This is a genomic window from Tetragenococcus solitarius NBRC 100494, assembly GCF_001544195.1.
Taxonomy (GTDB): Bacteria; Bacillota; Bacilli; order Lactobacillales; family Enterococcaceae; genus Tetragenococcus; species Tetragenococcus solitarius.
This window is the reverse complement of record NZ_BCPY01000045.1, coordinates 1-16,745: the sequence shown is the minus strand read 5'-3', so window position 1 is coordinate 16,745 and position 16,745 is coordinate 1. Positions and strand designations below refer to the sequence as shown.

Below are 16,745 nucleotides of genomic sequence, written 5' to 3'. Positions count from 1 at the left end.
GTGGCTGCGCTTTCTGCGGTTTTCTTGCTATTTTTAACGGCTTGTCAATCACAAGATGCTGCAGAAGATGAATCGTCGGCGACTAGTTCTTCAGAACAAAATGCTGAAGTGCTTAAATTTGGGATCACTGGGGGCTATCCGCCAAGTAATTACCATGATGAAGACACTGAAGAACTCGTTGGCTATGAAGTAGATATGGCCAAAGAACTTGTCAAAGATTTAGATGGGAATGTGAAAGCAGAGTTTGTAGAAATGTCTTTTGATTCGATTTTAGAAAGTCTGGACACCGATCGTATTGATGTGGCGATGCATAGTTTAAGTAAGACACCAGAACGTGCCGAAAAGTATGATTTTACAGTCCCTTATTTTGATAAAGTCTGGGGTGTCATTGTAGCAGAAGACAGTGATATTGAAACGCTTGATGACTTAGATGGAAAACGCGCAGCTCAAAGTGTTTCGACTTCTACAGGACAAGAAGCTGAAAAATTAGGAGCTGAACTTGTTCCCATCGATACGGTGGATGAGGCAGTTAAACTGATTATGGATGATCGTGCTGATTTTTATTTAGGAAGTGACGTGGGTCAACAAGATTATCTGGACAAACAACCAGAACCACTACCTGTTCGCGTGTTAGATGAGACCGTGCAAGATGTGCCTGCTTCCTTAGTCGTGCCCAAAGGATCTGATAAATTAAGAGAAGAATTGAATGAATCAATTATTGAAAATACAGAAGATGGCACGCTAGCTAAAATTTATGATAAGTATTTAGGTATGGATAAATCAATCAAAGATTTTGATGAATACCTAGATGAAGACGAATAAGCATAATACAAGCGGGATTGAGTCTAATCTCGCTTGTTTATTTAAGGGGAGTAAGAAAATGTATTTACTTGATCAAAAACGTAAGGACCAGGAAGTTCGCGATGCTAGATATAATTACGCCATTGCCAGTTACATAGCTAATGAATTAGAATTAGATGAACCGATTATGCGTTTTTATATTAATCAGCCTGCAGTCATTATCGGCAAACACCAAAACGCTTTTGCAGAAGTGGATTTAAATTACTTAGAAAAGCAGCATATCCAATTGGTACGCCGTTCTTCTGGAGGCGGTTCGGTTTATCATGATCAAGGAACCTTAATTTATGGTTTTGTTGGTAAAGATGATCATAGTTCCTATCAAGACTTTTCCCGCTTTACTCAACCAATTATTCAAGCTTTGCAACGCTTAGGGGTCAAAAATGCTAAATTTAGCGGAAGAAACGACTTATTAATTAATGATAAAAAGTTTTCTGGAACTTCCATGTTAGTTAGCGGCGGGAAAGTTGTTGTCGGCGGGACGTTGTTACTTGATGCAGATTATGAAACTTTAGCTAATGTTTTGACACCAAGTAAAAAGAAATTGGCAGCTAAGGGAATAAAGTCCGTTGAAAGCCGAGTGACTGCTTTAAGACCTTATTTAGCTAAGGAGCATCAAGAGATTACTATTGAAGCATTTCGAGAGTTGTTAATTAAAGAGCTATTTGCTGTGGATCGTTTGGAAGAGATTAAAATCTATACCTTTAGTGATAAGCAGTGGCAGCGCATAGATGAGATTGTAGAAGAAAAATTTGGAAATTGGGACTGGAATTTTGGCCGCTCACGCCAGCTAAATTACCAGCGTGACCATCGTTTTTCATTTGGAACAGTCGAGTTTCAACTGGCGATTGACCGAGGTAAAATTTGTGAGTGTCAAATTTTTGGCGATTTTTTTGCTTCTGGTAATCTTGAAGAGATTGAAACGGCTTTATTGGGCGTTTCGTTGAAAAAAGACGATTTACTGACAGTCTTTCGTTCTTTTGATTTGACTCGTTATTTTGGAGAGGTTACAGCAGAGGAGCTAGTTGAAGTGATCTTAAGCGAAATGTAAGAAGAGGTGATTGATATGGGTTCAGGTGCATTAGGGTTGCAAACAATGCAAAATGAGTTTTCTACGGCAAATATGCGGGCAGTATGGAATGATGAACACCGTTTAAGAAATATTTGTTTGGTTGAACGAACGGTAGCCCAAGTTCAGGCAGAACTGGGGATCATTCCTCAAAAAGCAGCAGAAGAAATCCAACAACTATGTCGCTACGAAACGATCCAAATGCGTAAGCTCTACCTGGCAGCCGCAAAATCAGGTCATTTTTTGGCAGGTTTTGTAAAATATATGCAAGACCAATTGAGCGAATCTGCTGGAGAATTTATCCATTACGGTATGGCTTCCCAAGATATTTTGGATACGGCGATGATTTTACAATTGCGCCAAGCACATCAAATTGTTGATTCATCTTTACAAAAGATTGCTAAAGAGCTGATTAAGATTGCTGAAAAGTACCAAGAAACAGTGGCTGTGGGCCGAGGACATGGCGGTCACTCGCCTTCAACGACGATCGGCTTTCGTGCAGCGGTAATGCTAAATGAGCTGGAACGTTATTTAACGCGACTTCATGAGCTGGAGCCTTTTGTTTTTACGGGCGTCATCGGTGGTGTTGTAGGCACACATGCTGCTTTAGGTGAATGGGGAATGACTGTAGAAAAGAAAGTACTGGAGCGTTTAAATCTTTCAGTACCGGAAATATACTGGCATACACAACGGGACCGTTTCGTAGAGTATGGACATATCTTAACGATGATTAGCGGAGCATTGCAAAAACTTGGACAGGACTTATTTGATTTAAGCCGCACGGAAATTCAAGAATTTGAAGAACCTTACGCTGCTGGTAGACAAGCTTCTACAGCATTACCTACAAAACATAACCCTTATATGTGTGAAGCGGTCATTAACCTTGGCAACTTGGTTCAAAATCAAATGAGCTTACTGTATGAAGCTATGCGTGTAATGCATGAAAAGGATACGATTGGCTGGCGCAATATTTGGGTTGCTTTACCTGAAATTTGTATGTATCTTTCTGCACAGTTAAATTATAGTTATACCCTTTTACATAAGGGAAGTTTTAAAACAGACAATATTGAACGTAATTTATATTTAGATGGAGGTTCAAAGATGTCCGAGCGTCTGATGATGGACCTTGCACAACAGATAGGCAAACAAAGTGCCCATCAATTATTATATCAAATCGCCAACGATGCACGGCAAGAAAAGGTTTCGTTTAAGGAAGCACTCCAAAAGAATGAAACGATAGGCCATTACTATTCTTCCGATGAACTGACCGCACTGCTGGACCCGCACACTTATATCGGTATAGCCGTTGAACAAAGCAAAAAAGTGGTCGCCTTATTTAAAAAACGTCATCCAGAAGTTATGAAATAAATAAAAAAGAGGGATATTTATGAGAAAAGAAAGTCAACAATTGTGGCTTGAAAAAAATGACGAAACAGTGACGATTGGCCTAACGCCAGAATTACAAGAAGAGCTGGGAGAAATTAATTTTGCTGATATCGCTGAGTTAGGTACTATCGAGCAAGAAGGTGTCTTAGCTGAAGTTGAAGCATCTAAAACCGTCGTAGAAATTACAGCGCCTTTAAGTGGAGATATTGTTGAACGAAACGATAAAGCAGATGAGGATCCAAGTATTTTGAATACACAAGATGAACAAAAAAATTGGCTTGTGGTGCTGAAAAACGTATCTGAAAACCAGTGGCAACAGTTAACTGAATAAGGAGGGCAAACAAACGTGCAAAGACAGTTAGAGATTATTGATGCGTCTTTTTTTAGTATCCTAGAAGCGGGTGTACGCGTGACAATCCCCCTAGCTGTTGGATCTTTTTTGCTAGGAATTTTACTGGCAATTTTAGTTGCGACAGCTCGCCTTTCGCCCAATCGTTTGTTGCAAAAAATCGCTGCTTTTTACGTTTGGGTGATTCGTGGTACGCCTTTATTAGTGCAGCTATATATTATTTTCTTTGGTTTACCTAGTTTGGGGATTACCTTAAATCCTTGGCCGGCAGGTATTATTGCTTTTGCAGTGAATTTCGGGGCTTATGCTTCTGAAGCGATTCGCGGCGCATTGACGTCAGTTCCCAAAGGACAAATCGAAGCGGCAGAATCTTTAGGAATGAGTCGTTTTCAGGTTTTTTCGCGGGCGGTATTTCCTCAGGCGGTCCGAGTGGCTATTCCTGCTTTAATGGGAAATTTTATTTCTTTAGTCAAACAAACTTCCCTTGCTTCCACGGTAACGATTATGGATTTGATGTTAACAGCGGATCGCTATGTGAGTCGCTATTATGAAACGATGTTAATTTATCTTGAAGTTGCAGTCATTTATTTATTATTTACCTCCGTTTTAACGTGGTTACAGGGTAAAGTAGAAAAACGATTTTCAACTTATGTATAAAAGGAGGACAAAATGACATTAGCATTAAAACAACTATCAAAAACATTTGAAGGGTCAAAGGCTTTACAAAACGTTTCATTGCAGATGAAAGATGGTCAGACAACCGTTATTTTGGGGCCCTCTGGTTCGGGGAAATCCACCTTATTGCGTTGTATTAACTTACTGGAACTGCCAGAAAAAGGGAAGTTGCAGCTAGGCGATTTGCAGATTGATTTTGAGCAAAAAATAACAAATAAAGTCAAGCAAAAGTTACGGCGTAATACGGCGATGGTTTTCCAAGAGTTTAATCTTTTTTCTCATCTGACAGCGGTAGAAAATGTCATGGAAGGACCCGTCACTGTACTAAGACAAGACAAGGACCAAGCTGCACAACACGCAAAAGAACTGCTTGAGCAAGTGGGTCTTTCTGATAAATACGATAGTTATCCTTCGCGGCTTTCTGGAGGACAGCAGCAGCGTGTTGCGATTGCACGAGCTTTAGCCATGGAGCCTCAATATCTATTGTTTGACGAACCGACTTCTGCTTTAGATCCAGAATTAGAAATAGAAGTTTTACGTGTCTTACAAGAATTAGCACACGAGCGTCTTTCGATGGTTCTAGTGACTCATAATATCGATTTTGCCCGTTTAGTCGCAGACCGCATTGTGTTTTTAGAAGAAGGAAAAATCGATTTTGATGGCTCGGCAACAGCATTTTTTGCTAGCGAGGATCCGCGTATCCGTCGATTTATTCATTCATTGAAGCTTGAAGTGTGAAAGGACAGTTTTAATGACATTATTACAAGAAGAAATTCAACAAAGCTTTCAAGAATATCAACAAATTTCTTTAACAAAAGCACGAGAAGCTTTTTATCGTCAATCTTTTTTACACGATGGAGAGTTCTACTGGCCAGAAGAAAGTTATCCATTAGAAAAAAAGCGGTATGCACTGATCTGGCTACCGGCTTGTCCACGTGCACAGCGCGTGGCGGCCACAATTCATTTATTAGGACTAACTGATTGGATAGAAACAATAGAATTAGCCCCTCATAAAGATCAGTCTTGGCATTTTTCAGCTACCATGGATGGTGTCTACTATTTATATGAATTATTTGAGCAAAAAGCTGAAGGCATTCAACCTTGTTTATATGATAAAAAACGGCATGAAGTCATTACTAATGACCAATATAATCTTAGTAAAATATTGGTACGATTTTCGAATCAATTAGAGAAAACTCCAAGTTGGAAGCTTTATCCGGTAGACAAACAGTCGCAAATAGATGCAATGAGCGGTTTTATTTTTCAACATGTTAATGTTCAAATTTATCGTGCAGGACATGCTGCAAATGTCGAAGATAAAAGGAAAGAAGATAAAAAACTAGCGCAGACTTTTCAAATTTTAGACCGACATTTGGGACAATATCCCTTTCTTTTTGGTGATACATTGACTGACGCTGATTTACGTTTATTCCCTAGCTTGTTACGTTGTCCGATTTATGCAAAGCAGTTTGCTTTAGACAGCTGCCAACTTGCTGGATACGAAAACCTGAGAGGTTACGTGCACAAATTTTATCAAATACCAGCCATTCGAGAAACCACAAAGTTAGAACAAATTGTAGAAACCCACTATCGCTCACCTCATAATCTTAAAACGTTTGGTTCAAAGTATCAGAAAGAAACTATAACCTCGACTTTTGGAGAGCTGGAAATCATTTAAAAATTTTCTACTTTATTATTTATACAATAAAGTCCAATGAGCATATTGGGCTTTTTTATTTATTCTTAAAATAAGAGGAAGTAAGGAAAGTTATTTTTTAAACATATTGGTCTACTTTTTATGAATTGTATTATCGAAATATGCAATATAATATAGTGACAATAAAGCATTTTACCCATATAATATATATTGTAATGACAATGAGACTAAGTATACATTTTAGAAAAAATCGTTATTGTATACTAATAAAATTTGTTAACGCATTTTTGAAAGCGCTTTTTACTAACGGCTTGTAAATCTTTGACATCTGTTTTTTAAGGCAAATCAGAATTATAACTTAGAATGTAAAAATTAATTAGCTGATGAGGTATTTCATTAAGGTAATTATTTGTTTTCAAAGTAAAAGAGTTTATATCTAAACAATATCAAAGCTGTATTAGGATTTAAAAGTAGAAAGGAGCGCCAAAGATGTCAATCACTTTAGCAAGAGTAGACGATCGGATTATTCATGGTCAGACAACAACCAGATGGAGTAGAGTCGTGCCGGTTCAAGGGATTTTAGTTGTAAGCGATGATGTAGTAAAAGATGAGCTCAGGAAAAAAGTTTTAAAGTCTGCTGCTGGAAATTTAAAGCTCGGAATTTATGATGTTAAACAAGGTGTAGAAGGCGTTTCAAAAGGCCAAGTATCAAATAAAAACTTTTTTTTGATCAGCAATTCACCTCAATATTTTGCTAAGTTAGTAGAATTAGGTGCTGACTTTGGCCCAACGTTAAATGTAGGACCGATGGGAAGTCGTGAAGGAGCAAAGGTATTAGGAAGAGCTGTGGCCATTAATGATGAAGATTACAAAGCTTTTGAATATATGAACAATCAAGGGATTAACATCGAATTTCAATTATTACCAGATGACGAACCAAGAACTTGGAAAACTATGAAAGCAAAATATGATGCTAGCTAATTACAAAAAGGAGCGATGACATTGGATATACAATTATTATTTCCTGCCCTTCTTACTGGAATTTTTTGTTATCTTGGCGCTGTTGAAACAGCTTGGTTATTTGGAGTCAGCGGAGGTTTTTATATTGTTGGTCGTCCACTAGTTGCAGGACTTTTAGTTGGACTTGCTTTTGGAGACGTTCAAGCGGGAGTATTATGCGGTTTAGCTGTTCAAGCTGTTTTTATTGCTAATTTATCTACTGGAGGAGCGACAAATAGCGAAATTACCTATGCTGCTTATGGGGGTATCGGCTTAGCGCTAGCTACAACTAAGGATCCGGCTGTAGCCGTAACCCTAGCTATTCTAATTGGTCAAACTTTCGGACTTATTTTCTACAATACAAGGATGGCGTTTTACTCGTTTTGGAATAGACGTGCTCAAACTGCCGCAGAAAATAGCGATGACAAGGGAATTGTCATGAACCATGTAATATTGCCGCAAATAACAACTTTTTTAGTACGAGCGATTCCAGTCTCTTTAGCTATATATTTTGGTAAGGGTTTAGTTGATTGGCTACTTTCTAGTGTGCCACAAGTGATTACGGATATTATTTCTGTACTTGGCGGTGTTTTACCTGCGCTTGGGATTGCCATGCTGATGAATATTGTGATCAAAGAAAAAATTCAATTGATTTTCTTTTTTGTCGGATTTGTATTAATAGCATTTGCTGATTTAAATATGATTGCGGTTGTATTTTTAGCAGCGTTAGTCGCTTATATTGTTTATCTAGCAGCTGGAAAGAAGACAGCAGGTCCCGATAATACGGCTGCTTCATCAGCTTCTGATAGTAATATATATGAAGACGAGGATCTATTTTAGTTAAAGGAGAGAAAATCTGATGGAAAATAATGAAAATAGGCTAACAAAAAAAGAATTACGTCAAATTTGGGCTCGCTTTGGCTTTACTCATCTTTCTTCGATGAGTTATGAAAAGCTGCAAGCACACGCTTGGGCGTATTCTTATTTACCTTTTGCCAAAAAATATTATCATGACAGACCAGATAAAAAGAAAGAATTGTTAGTTAGACATTCAATGTTTTTTAATACAGAACCACAAGTTGGACAACTAATCACCGGTATTATCACTTCTTTGGAAGAAGAAATTGCAATCGGTGGGGATGTACCTGAAGAAATGCCGATTAATATTAAGACAACATTAATGGGACCTGTTGCTGGTATTGGAGATTCAATTATTCAAGGAATTATCATACCTGTTTTATTGTCAATTGCTATGGGGCTTGCAGCTGGAGGAAATGCATTAGGTCCACTTTTTTATATTGTAACTTTCGGTATTGTCAGTCTTTCAATTTCTTATTTAACATTTATGAATGGATATAAGCTTGGTGTAAATGCTATCGACGTTATTATTGGGGAAGATGCAAGAAGGATTACAGACGCATTTAATACGCTGGGTATCATAGTTGTAGGTGCTTTAGCAGCTTCAAATATTGAATTAACAACAGGACTGAAAATTCCTATGGGACAAGAGACACAAGACTTACAAGAAGTGCTGGACGGTTTTTTTCCAAAAATTCTACCGTTAATGATGGTTTTGCTAGCTTGGTATTTAATCTCATTTAAAAAAGTAACTGCCACCAAAGTTATCTTAATTTTAACAACGATTAGTGCAGTTGGCGTCGTCATTGGATTATTCTAGCATAAAATAAAAAGTTCTCTGAGGTGACACGCTTCAAAGAACTTTTTAACTATAAAAATAGCTAACTGGTAGAAAATGTAGAGATTATGTGAGGTTTACGTAGTAGCGGTATTGATTACCGATGTAAAAGCATTCGCTATATTCTCTGAAAGAACCTTCTAAATGCTTTGTCATACGTACTCTTTTTAAAACAGGCTCATAATGCCCAATGTTTAAAACATCTTCAATTTCTTTTGTTGGTAAAATAGATTCAATGTATTCTGTTTCCTGGTTTACTATGACTCCGTATTTTGCTAACAAAGCATATAGTGAACCATAATAAGCTTCGTTGTCCATAGGATATCTTTGGTCATAGGTAAAACAGGTGACAAAATAAGCGAAAGCATTATCAGAAGTTCCTCGGATACGTGTTAATTTCAAAACAGGGTCTCCTATATTGAGGTTTAAGTAACGCGCAATTTTTTTATTGGCTTGAATAATGGAAATTTCGGCTTTGAGTGTTGAGGCATCCTTACCTAATTCTTTCATTTCTGTTGTAAAGCTTTTTACAAAGGTAAAATGCTCGTCGTTTTTTTCTTCCCATTCAGCAACGAAAGTTCCTTTTGCTCGTTTTCGATAAACTAATTTGTCTTTCACTAGCTCTTCGATACTTTTACGAATCGTAATTCTACTTACATGATATGTATCACATAGTTCTAATTCTGGTGGGATTTTTGTACCTGGTTTCCATTTTTCAGAGATAATATTCATCCGCAGTTCTTCGGCAATCTGAATATATAAGGGGATAGTGGAATCATAGTTAATGGTCTGTTTCATTTTTATACACACTTTCTAGTATACTTACCTATTGTTATAACAATAGAGTAGCATATCATGATCAATGTTACAATGACGTTTGATTTTAACATAATATTTTACAACAAGAATTTTTAATGTATCATTCAAATAACTACATGTGGTTAAAATATAGAACAGAGATTACTGTTTTAATAAAAAATTTTCTCAGTGAACAAATTGTTATGACAATATAGTTAAGGGAGCGAAATCAATGAGTAAATATAATTTGAAACCAGAGATTATCATTAAAAATGTTGCAGATGGATTTACAGGTTTTTCAGCCATCGCTGAAAAATTAAATAAATCGATCGCTGCAATAAAAGGAGAAAAAGTAGTTTTAGCAATTGAAAGTTATCCTGGGGTAAACTACAGTGAGTTGAGAAATAAGCTATTTCCCTTATTGCCAGCAAGCAAAATTATTTTTGCTGATGATTATGCACTTTCTATAGAAGAGGTTCAAGCAAAAATCAAAGACGTTATCACGGAAGATCGTGTTTTTGGCGTATTGTCCCATTATACGATAGATCAATTTTTCCATAAGGAAAATATCAAATTGGCAGAAAATGAGATCAAACAAACGGCAGGACTTGTTATTGTATACGGGACAGGAACGACTCTATTGGTTGAACCAGATATCTTAGTATATGCGGATCTTACCAGATGGAAAATTCAACGTCGCTTTAAAGAAGGAATGAAAAATTGGAAAACAGATAATAAAGATGAAGATAAGCTAAGAAAGTTTAAGCGGGGTTATTTTTTTGAATGGAGGATGGCGGACCGCCAGAAAAAGAAAGTATTCGAACAAATAGATTATTTATTAGATACCAATGTTGAAAAATCCCCCAAAATGATTGACGGGGATTCTTATCGAGAAGGCCTGCAACAAGTTGCCCATCAGCCATTCCGTCTTGTCCCTTACTTTGATGCAAGTGTTTGGGGTGGACAGTGGATGAAAGAAAATTTTGATTTAGATCCGAACGCCGATAATTTTGGTTGGGCTTTTGATGGTATCCCGGAAGAAAATAGTATTATTTTAAATTATAACAACAGCACAAAAATTGAAGTGCCGGCAACAAACGTAGTTTTTCGCCATCCTAATGAACTATTAGGCCCCAAAGTGCATGCAAGATTTGGCACTGAGTTTCCGATTCGTTTTGATTATTTAGATACCATGGGTGGTGGCAACCTAAGTTTACAAGTACATCCACTAGTAGAATATGCACAAGATAAATTTGGTATTCATTATACTCAAGATGAAAGTTACTATATTTTAGCATCAACCGATCATTCTACTGTCTATCTGGGAGTTAAAAATGGTGTTAAAAAAGAGGAGTTAGTGAATGACTTAAAAAAAGCAGAAGCAGGAAATTATCGTTTTCCAGATGAAAAATATATTAATATTTTTCCAGTAAAAAAACATGATCATATTTCTATTCCTGCTGGAACGATTCATTGTGGCGGACCAGATACAGTCGTATTAGAAATCAGTGCTACTCCTTATATTTTTACATTTAAATTATGGGATTGGCAGAGAACCGGCTTAGACGGTCTACCTAGGCCCGTGCATGTTAATCATGGCCAACACAATATTTTAGTCAAAAGAGATACTGATTTTGCACACAAGAACTTAATCAGCAGAGTCGAGGACGAATTTGAAAACTTAACAAACCAAGAAGATGTAAAAACGGAGCGAACAGGATTAAACGAACTTGAATTTATTGCGACAGATCGGCATTGGTTCAAAGAATCTATCATCGTTGAAACTCATGAAAGTGTCAATATGCTTAACTTAGTAGAGGGTACAACTGTTGTAATTGAAAGTTTAGATTATTCATTTGACCCATTCCCTGTAAGTTATGGCGAAACCTTTATTATTCCAGAAAGTATTAAGAAATATAGGATGATAAATATCGGAGACCATGACAAAGAAGCTGCGGTAATTCAAGCATTTGTACGTAATTTATAATTTAGCGAATAAGGGGGAAGAATAGATGGTTGAATTTTATCCAGGCTTTAAGATTGCTGTTGATAAAGACAATATGACTTTTATTTACGGTGAGGATGTTTTTGGACCTGAAGTAGAAAAAAGATATCTAGATGATATTAGCAAAAGTTTAAAAGACTTTTATACAGAGGGTCCTAAAATTCCTTATGCCATTGCGATGGATATTGGCAAAGAGAAAGATAAGGCAGATTTAAATAAACGTTTTTTATTATATGGCGCAGTGATTTATGCAAAAGGAAGACTGGGAGCAGAACCCGTTCGAAGTCAAGGACATATTCACGCTATTTCTCCTTCATGCGGCACATCTACTCCAGAAGTTTATGAGATTTGGGAAGGCGAAGCGATCATTTATATGCAAGAAACAGCCCAAACTGATCCTGGTAAATGTTTTGCAGTGTACGCTAAAGCGGGAGAAGTCGTGATTGTTCCCCCTAGCTGGGCCCATTGTACGGTGAACGCCAATCCTGATAAAAATATGGTTTTTGGGGCTTGGTGTGTAAGAGACTTCGGTTTTGAATACGCTGATATCCGTGCTCACGGAGGTTTAGCCTATTTTCCAATTTTGGGAGAGAAATATAATATATCGTGGATAAAAAATGATGCTTACGATACATCAAGGTTGGTCGAGAAAAATGTGAGAGAATACCCAGAGTTTAATTTGCAAAAGGGAGTCCCCATATACACTCAATATGAGCAAAAAAATGAACTGTTCACGTTTGTCACTCAACCTGCTACAGCCCAAAATATCTGGTCAAATTATGAACCATAAATTCTGACGCTTCGAACTTTATTAAGAGCCATTCAGCTCCAACGATGTTTGTGGTCGGACCAGGAAACGAAACTGTCCATCAAATTGATAAGTATGTGGATATTGAGGAATATTTAGCTGCCGTGGAATTTTATGAGTGTTTTGCTAGGAAGTATTTGGAGTGAGATAGATGTTTAACATGGCGGCTTTACTTGTCAAAAACATTGAGTTTAAAAAATGGCGCTATTGACATCGCTTTCTAAATCTGGTAAATTTACGTTAATAAAATAAATAAATGGATTGTTACTCTCTGAGGCATTACCATTCCGAAAGTGGGGTGGAGTATGTGCTCAGGGAGTTTTTTTATGAGGTGATGAGATGAAAGTTGTGAAAAAAATTAATAACAACGTTGCAGAATATGAGGACGAAAGTGGAAATGAGTTAATCGCGTTTGGCAAAGGTATAGGCTTTCCTAAAACCCCTTATGAATTAACGGATTTAAGTAAAATAACAATGACCTTTTATAAATTAAACGAACATTTTGAGATTCTGTTAAAAGAGTTATCCGAAGAAATCATCGACTTGAGTGTAGGCATTGTTTCAATGGCACAAAAAGAACTTGCGGGTAATTTAAATCCTACAATTGTATTTAGTTTAGCAGATCATATTCAGTTTTCTTTGCAACGTTTATCTCAGTATAAAGATGCTCGTTTAGTTTATTCGCACGAAGTAGAGCAATTATATCCTAAAGAAAATCAAGTGGCTGAAAAAGCGGTGGTTATGATTCAAAATTGTATGCAAGTTACCTTGCCCAAAAACGAAATAACTGCAATAACGATGCATTTTGTTGACAGTCAAGCAGAATACAAAGTTTCACAAGAAGAAATAGCAATTGAAGAAGTTATTAGCGAAATAACCTCTTTAATAGAAAAAGAGTTATCAATTGATATCGATCAGGATGAGTTTAATTACGAACGTTTTCGTATGCATATGTTTTATTACTTAAAAAGAGTTAGAAGTGGTGAAAAATTTGTGGGTGATAATACTAAGCTACTGACTGCTTTGCAAAAGGAGCATAAGAATATTTATTTCTTGGCAGTTAAAGTGAGCCAATTAATTGAAAAAAATTTAGGTAATCAAGTATCAAATGATGAATTACTGTACTTGATGATTCATCTGAATCGTTTGTATGAAAAAAGTAATCAAAGAAAGTTTGAATAGTTTTAATGGAAGGAGTAATAGGTATGCAAAAATATGAAGCAATTGGTGATAAAATAATTAAAGGTGTAGGAACTATTGATAATATAGAAAACGTATCACATTGCTATACTAGACTTAGACTGAGGATTAAAAACAATTCTAAAGTTGACAAGGAATTTTTAAACAGTATAGATGGAGTGATTCAAGTGCTTGTTTCTGGTGGCCAGCTCCAAATAGTGATACCTCAAAATCTTGATAAGGTATATAATTATATTTATAACAAACATAATAGTACAGAAGGCACAAGTAACACAACATCTGAGTTAGAAGATAAAATTCAAGATGAACCGCAAAAGAAAAACATTCTAAAAAGCATTATAGAGCAAATCTTAAATGCTATTTCAAACTCTTTAACCCCAGTAATTGGGGGACTTGCTATGACAGGTCTTTTTCTCGCTTTACTTAATTTGTTAACGGTTACTAATATAATCGACGCAGAAAGCCAAACTCATCAAATTTTAGAATTAATGGGGGATTCATTATTTCATTTTATGCCTTTTCTAGTAGCATATGGCGCATCTAAATTTTTTAGGACAAACACAATTTTAAGTTTAATACTTGCTGGAATTCTGATGCATCCTACATTAATTGACTTAGTTGAATCCGGACAAAGTTTACATTTATTTGGTATTCCAGTTCCGTCTCTAAATTATGAAGCAACATTAATTCCAATTTTAATCACTGTATGGGTCCAATATTTATTAGAAAAAGTGTTTGATAGACCATTTTTAAATAAATTAGGTTTGTTAAAAATGTTTCCTGTATTTTTAATTATGGCACCGCTAACGTTAACTATAACTGCTCCAATAGGAGGATATGTAACCACCCTTATTGCGGAAGGCGCGATTTGGGTTTATAGCCAAATCTCAGTGTTAGGAGTGACTTTGCTTAGTTTATTAATGCCGCTGTTTATTGCTACAGGAAGCCATTGGGTATTTTTTCCCGTTGCATTTTCGAACATTTCGAATTTAGGCTACGATCCGTTTCTATGGCTTGCTTTTACAGCTTGGAATTTTTCACAATTCGGTATGTCATTAGCTATTTTCTTCAAGGCAAAGAAAAAGAGTGTAAAGACTTTTGCTGGAACTGCTGCTTTTTCTATAGGAGCTTCAGGAATTACTGAACCGGCAGTGTATGGGCTAATGCTAAAAATGAAAAAGCCTATTATCCCATCTATTATTGCTTCAGGAATAGGGGGCTTGTATTTTAGCTTTTTTGATGTAAAAGTGTACGAATTAGTGACTGTGTCATTTTTAAGTCTTCCTCAGTTCATTAGTCCGACAGGAGGAAACAATTTTATATTAGCCTTAATAGGAATTATGATAGTTACTATCGTGTCATTTATCCTGACTTGGTTTTTTGGAGTAAATGAGTCTATGTTTGAAGAGGATTCAGCATCAACTGAAGTGATGGTTTAGTTTTTATGAAATAAAAATATTAATTTGGAAGTGGTTGCTGTATGCAAATAAGAAAAAATATTTACCAAATAACAGGTGGAATGTGGGGATATCTTGGCAATGCGTACATTGTAAAATATTCAGAGGGATATGTCATGATCGACACAGGAAGTCCGAACGCGTTGGATTCAATATTAGAAAACTTAAATTATTGGGATATAGATCCAAATAAAATTACTCACTTACTATTAACACATGGACATGACGACCATCTTGGTGGAGCTAAATATTTTAAAGAAGAATTGGGAGCTAAAATAATAATTGGTAAAGAAGACGTTAGAATGTTAGAAGAAGGAAATTTAGGAGAAGATTCTCCATGTATAAACCATACAATGCCTCCAACGACTGCGGATATTTTAATTAGTGAAGACTGTTTTCTAGAGATAGGTAATTTAGTTTTTACAGTAATAACAACTCCTGGGCACACAAATGGTTCGCTTGTTTATCTAATTCATTTAGACAATGAAAGTATCTTATTTCCAGGTGATACTTTTTATGTAGAGGGTAATCAAGGAGAGTTAATTTTAAGTGGTTGGAAAGGAGACTTAACCTATGATTCTAAGAAACTAGGAGAGTCCTTAAAAAAAATATATACTCCAAGGTATAAAATAACCTTAACTTTAGCAGGACATGGCATACCGAGATTTGGACCAGATTCGATACAAGAAGCATATGCATCCTATTTAAAAAACGATAGATAACCTGTTATAAAAATTTAAGCAAGGAAAAATACTCCTGCTTATTATGTAAAAAATATGAGGAGGAACAAAAATATGGTAAAACGATTGATTAGTGCAGATACAAGTGAGACATTACAATTTAATGCTAATGATTTAAAACAAAGTATCAAGGCCAGCGAAGGACGGGTCATTGTCAGTGAAAATATAGTGACACAAAGTAATATCGATGAAATAACAACTGCAGAGATCGCGGCCGCTTTTGGAGCCGATATGCTTTTGATGAATCGCTTAGATGTTTTTAAACCGGAAATCTTTGGGCTTTATCCAAGTGAAGATGACGCGTCTCATGAAAGAAGGGAAAGTATTCAACGACTGCAAAAATTGGTAGGGCGTCCCATTGGAATAAATCTTGAACCAATAGATAAGAAGGCGGAGATGGTAGAAGATCGTCTTGAAATCTCTAGAGGATGTGTGGCTGATACAGAAGTGTTACAAGAAGCAGAAAGTTTAGGCTTTCAGTTTGTTGTATTGACGGGGAATCCGAGTACTGGAGTGAGCAACGCAGCGACCGTGGAAAGTTTAAAATTAGCAAAAAAACACTTTAGCGGTTTAATTATTGCTGGTAAAATGCATGGATCAGGTGTTGACGAGCCAGTTATTAGTAAAGAAGTAGTCCAGTCTTTTTTAAAAGCCGGAGCAGATGTCATTTTGGTGCCAGCTATAGGGACTGTACCAGGATTTGATGAAGAGGAATTAAAAGATATTGTAAAATTAGTTCATAATGAAAATGGGTTAGTTATGAGTGCGATTGGAACAAGTCAAGAAGGTAGCGGAAAAAGTTATATTGAAAATATTGCGATGCGCACTAAAATTTGTGGTGTAGATATTCAACATATTGGGGATTCTGCTTGGGGAGTGCAATCACCGTTTGAAAATATTTATGCACTAAGTAACGCAATTCGTGGTGAACGTCATACCATTCAACGTATGGCTCGTTCTATTAATCGCTAATAATAAAAAGGTTGTTTTAACTTTAAGGTTATTTTAATTTTACGGTAATTGGAAATTATGGTAGGTTCCAAAATTT

At 36.3% G+C, this 16,745-nt stretch carries 18 protein-coding genes; 17 read left to right on the top strand and 1 reads right to left on the bottom strand.

The annotated features are described in order from the left end of the window. The 10 genes from TS1_RS10655 to TS1_RS10610 form a co-directional block, all read left to right on the top strand. Window positions 1-822 (top strand): transporter substrate-binding domain-containing protein (locus tag TS1_RS10655; RefSeq protein ID WP_169792376.1); only part of this gene is annotated, 822 nt, incomplete at its 5' end. A gap of 58 nt (window positions 823-880) precedes the next feature. Continuing rightward, the gene (locus TS1_RS10650) at window positions 881-1,909 is read left to right on the top strand and encodes a lipoate--protein ligase (protein ID WP_068710494.1); all 1,029 of its coding nucleotides are present in this window, start codon (window positions 881-883) and stop codon (window positions 1,907-1,909) included. A gap of 15 nt (window positions 1,910-1,924) precedes the next feature. Then, a complete protein-coding gene (locus TS1_RS10645; protein ID WP_068710493.1) occupies window positions 1,925-3,295 on the top strand; it encodes a class-II fumarase/aspartase family protein in 1,371 nt (456 codons plus the stop codon). 19 nt (window positions 3,296-3,314) lie between these two features. Then, window positions 3,315-3,644 (top strand): glycine cleavage system protein H, encoded by a 330-nt coding sequence (locus TS1_RS10640; protein WP_068710492.1) that lies wholly within the window; start codon window positions 3,315-3,317, stop codon window positions 3,642-3,644. A 15-nt stretch (window positions 3,645-3,659) separates the two neighbouring features. Next, window positions 3,660-4,319: an amino acid ABC transporter permease gene (locus tag TS1_RS10635; protein WP_068710491.1), complete on the top strand. Its 660-nt coding sequence runs from the start codon at window positions 3,660-3,662 to the stop codon at window positions 4,317-4,319. A 12-nt stretch (window positions 4,320-4,331) separates the two neighbouring features. Further along, complete coding sequence (locus TS1_RS10630) at window positions 4,332-5,075, top strand: amino acid ABC transporter ATP-binding protein (RefSeq protein WP_068710490.1); 744 nt, start codon at window positions 4,332-4,334, stop codon at window positions 5,073-5,075. Between the two features lie 13 nt (window positions 5,076-5,088). Further along, window positions 5,089-6,015: a glutathione S-transferase C-terminal domain-containing protein gene (locus TS1_RS10625; protein ID WP_068710489.1), complete on the top strand. Its 927-nt coding sequence runs from the start codon at window positions 5,089-5,091 to the stop codon at window positions 6,013-6,015. 468 nt (window positions 6,016-6,483) lie between these two features. Next, window positions 6,484-6,975 carry a PTS system mannose/fructose/N-acetylgalactosamine-transporter subunit IIB gene (locus TS1_RS10620; protein ID WP_068710488.1) on the top strand — a complete coding sequence of 164 codons (492 nt, stop codon included), beginning with the start codon at window positions 6,484-6,486 and terminating at the stop codon, window positions 6,973-6,975. 21 nt (window positions 6,976-6,996) lie between these two features. Beyond that, the gene (locus TS1_RS10615; protein ID WP_068710487.1) at window positions 6,997-7,833 is read left to right on the top strand and encodes a PTS mannose/fructose/sorbose/N-acetylgalactosamine transporter subunit IIC; all 837 of its coding nucleotides are present in this window, start codon (window positions 6,997-6,999) and stop codon (window positions 7,831-7,833) included. Window positions 7,834-7,852: 19 nt separating this feature from the next. Further along, window positions 7,853-8,671 carry a PTS system mannose/fructose/sorbose family transporter subunit IID gene (locus TS1_RS10610; protein ID WP_068710486.1) on the top strand — a complete coding sequence of 273 codons (819 nt, stop codon included), beginning with the start codon at window positions 7,853-7,855 and terminating at the stop codon, window positions 8,669-8,671. An 84-nt stretch (window positions 8,672-8,755) separates the two neighbouring features. Here the strand turns inward: TS1_RS10610 and TS1_RS10605 are convergent, their stop codons facing one another. Next, on the bottom strand, window positions 8,756-9,487 hold the full coding sequence (locus TS1_RS10605) for a GntR family transcriptional regulator (protein WP_068710485.1): 732 nt from the start codon (window positions 9,485-9,487) through the stop codon (window positions 8,756-8,758). Between the two features lie 232 nt (window positions 9,488-9,719). Between TS1_RS10605 and TS1_RS10600 the strand changes: the two genes are divergently transcribed. The 7 genes from TS1_RS10600 to TS1_RS10575 all read left to right on the top strand — a co-directional run bounded on the left by TS1_RS10600 (window position 9,720) and on the right by TS1_RS10575 (window position 16,669). Next, the gene (locus TS1_RS10600) at window positions 9,720-11,474 is read left to right on the top strand and encodes a class I mannose-6-phosphate isomerase (RefSeq protein ID WP_068710484.1); all 1,755 of its coding nucleotides are present in this window, start codon (window positions 9,720-9,722) and stop codon (window positions 11,472-11,474) included. Between the two features lie 25 nt (window positions 11,475-11,499). Beyond that, window positions 11,500-12,282: a glucose-6-phosphate isomerase family protein gene (locus tag TS1_RS10595; protein ID WP_068710483.1), complete on the top strand. Its 783-nt coding sequence runs from the start codon at window positions 11,500-11,502 to the stop codon at window positions 12,280-12,282. Then, window positions 12,279-12,446: a M20/M25/M40 family metallo-hydrolase gene (locus TS1_RS12560; RefSeq protein ID WP_281177367.1), complete on the top strand. Its 168-nt coding sequence runs from the start codon at window positions 12,279-12,281 to the stop codon at window positions 12,444-12,446. Before TS1_RS10595 ends, TS1_RS12560 begins: the two co-directional genes overlap by 4 nt. 193 nt (window positions 12,447-12,639) lie before the next feature. Further along, on the top strand, window positions 12,640-13,482 hold the full coding sequence (locus TS1_RS10590; protein ID WP_068710482.1) for a PRD domain-containing protein: 843 nt from the start codon (window positions 12,640-12,642) through the stop codon (window positions 13,480-13,482). A gap of 23 nt (window positions 13,483-13,505) precedes the next feature. Next, the gene (locus TS1_RS10585) at window positions 13,506-14,939 is read left to right on the top strand and encodes a PTS transporter subunit EIIC (protein ID WP_068710481.1); all 1,434 of its coding nucleotides are present in this window, start codon (window positions 13,506-13,508) and stop codon (window positions 14,937-14,939) included. A gap of 41 nt (window positions 14,940-14,980) precedes the next feature. Next, window positions 14,981-15,679: an MBL fold metallo-hydrolase gene (locus TS1_RS10580; protein ID WP_068710480.1), complete on the top strand. Its 699-nt coding sequence runs from the start codon at window positions 14,981-14,983 to the stop codon at window positions 15,677-15,679. A 72-nt stretch (window positions 15,680-15,751) separates the two neighbouring features. Continuing rightward, a complete protein-coding gene (locus TS1_RS10575) occupies window positions 15,752-16,669 on the top strand; it encodes a DUF7916 family protein (RefSeq protein WP_068710479.1) in 918 nt (305 codons plus the stop codon). Window positions 16,670-16,745: the final 76 nt, after the last annotated feature.

Excerpts from the sequence above, each read along its gene's own strand:
- TS1_RS10575 (WP_068710479.1), top strand. The coding sequence starts at position 15,752 with ATGGTAAAACGATTGATTAGTGCAGATACAAGTGAGACATTACAATTT.
- TS1_RS10645 (WP_068710493.1), top strand. The coding sequence starts at position 1,925 with ATGGGTTCAGGTGCATTAGGGTTGCAAACAATGCAAAATGAGTTTTCT.
- TS1_RS10580 (WP_068710480.1), top strand. The coding sequence starts at position 14,981 with ATGCAAATAAGAAAAAATATTTACCAAATAACAGGTGGAATGTGGGGA.
- TS1_RS10600 (WP_068710484.1), top strand. The coding sequence starts at position 9,720 with ATGAGTAAATATAATTTGAAACCAGAGATTATCATTAAAAATGTTGCA.
- TS1_RS10640 (WP_068710492.1), top strand. The coding sequence starts at position 3,315 with ATGAGAAAAGAAAGTCAACAATTGTGGCTTGAAAAAAATGACGAAACA.
- TS1_RS10605 (WP_068710485.1), bottom strand. The coding sequence starts at position 9,487 with ATGAAACAGACCATTAACTATGATTCCACTATCCCCTTATATATTCAG.
- TS1_RS10625 (WP_068710489.1), top strand. The coding sequence starts at position 5,089 with ATGACATTATTACAAGAAGAAATTCAACAAAGCTTTCAAGAATATCAA.
- TS1_RS10650 (WP_068710494.1), top strand. The coding sequence starts at position 881 with ATGTATTTACTTGATCAAAAACGTAAGGACCAGGAAGTTCGCGATGCT.
- TS1_RS10585 (WP_068710481.1), top strand. The coding sequence starts at position 13,506 with ATGCAAAAATATGAAGCAATTGGTGATAAAATAATTAAAGGTGTAGGA.
- TS1_RS10590 (WP_068710482.1), top strand. The coding sequence starts at position 12,640 with ATGAAAGTTGTGAAAAAAATTAATAACAACGTTGCAGAATATGAGGAC.
- TS1_RS10595 (WP_068710483.1), top strand. The coding sequence starts at position 11,500 with ATGGTTGAATTTTATCCAGGCTTTAAGATTGCTGTTGATAAAGACAAT.
- TS1_RS10620 (WP_068710488.1), top strand. The coding sequence starts at position 6,484 with ATGTCAATCACTTTAGCAAGAGTAGACGATCGGATTATTCATGGTCAG.
- TS1_RS10610 (WP_068710486.1), top strand. The coding sequence starts at position 7,853 with ATGGAAAATAATGAAAATAGGCTAACAAAAAAAGAATTACGTCAAATT.
- TS1_RS10630 (WP_068710490.1), top strand. The coding sequence starts at position 4,332 with ATGACATTAGCATTAAAACAACTATCAAAAACATTTGAAGGGTCAAAG.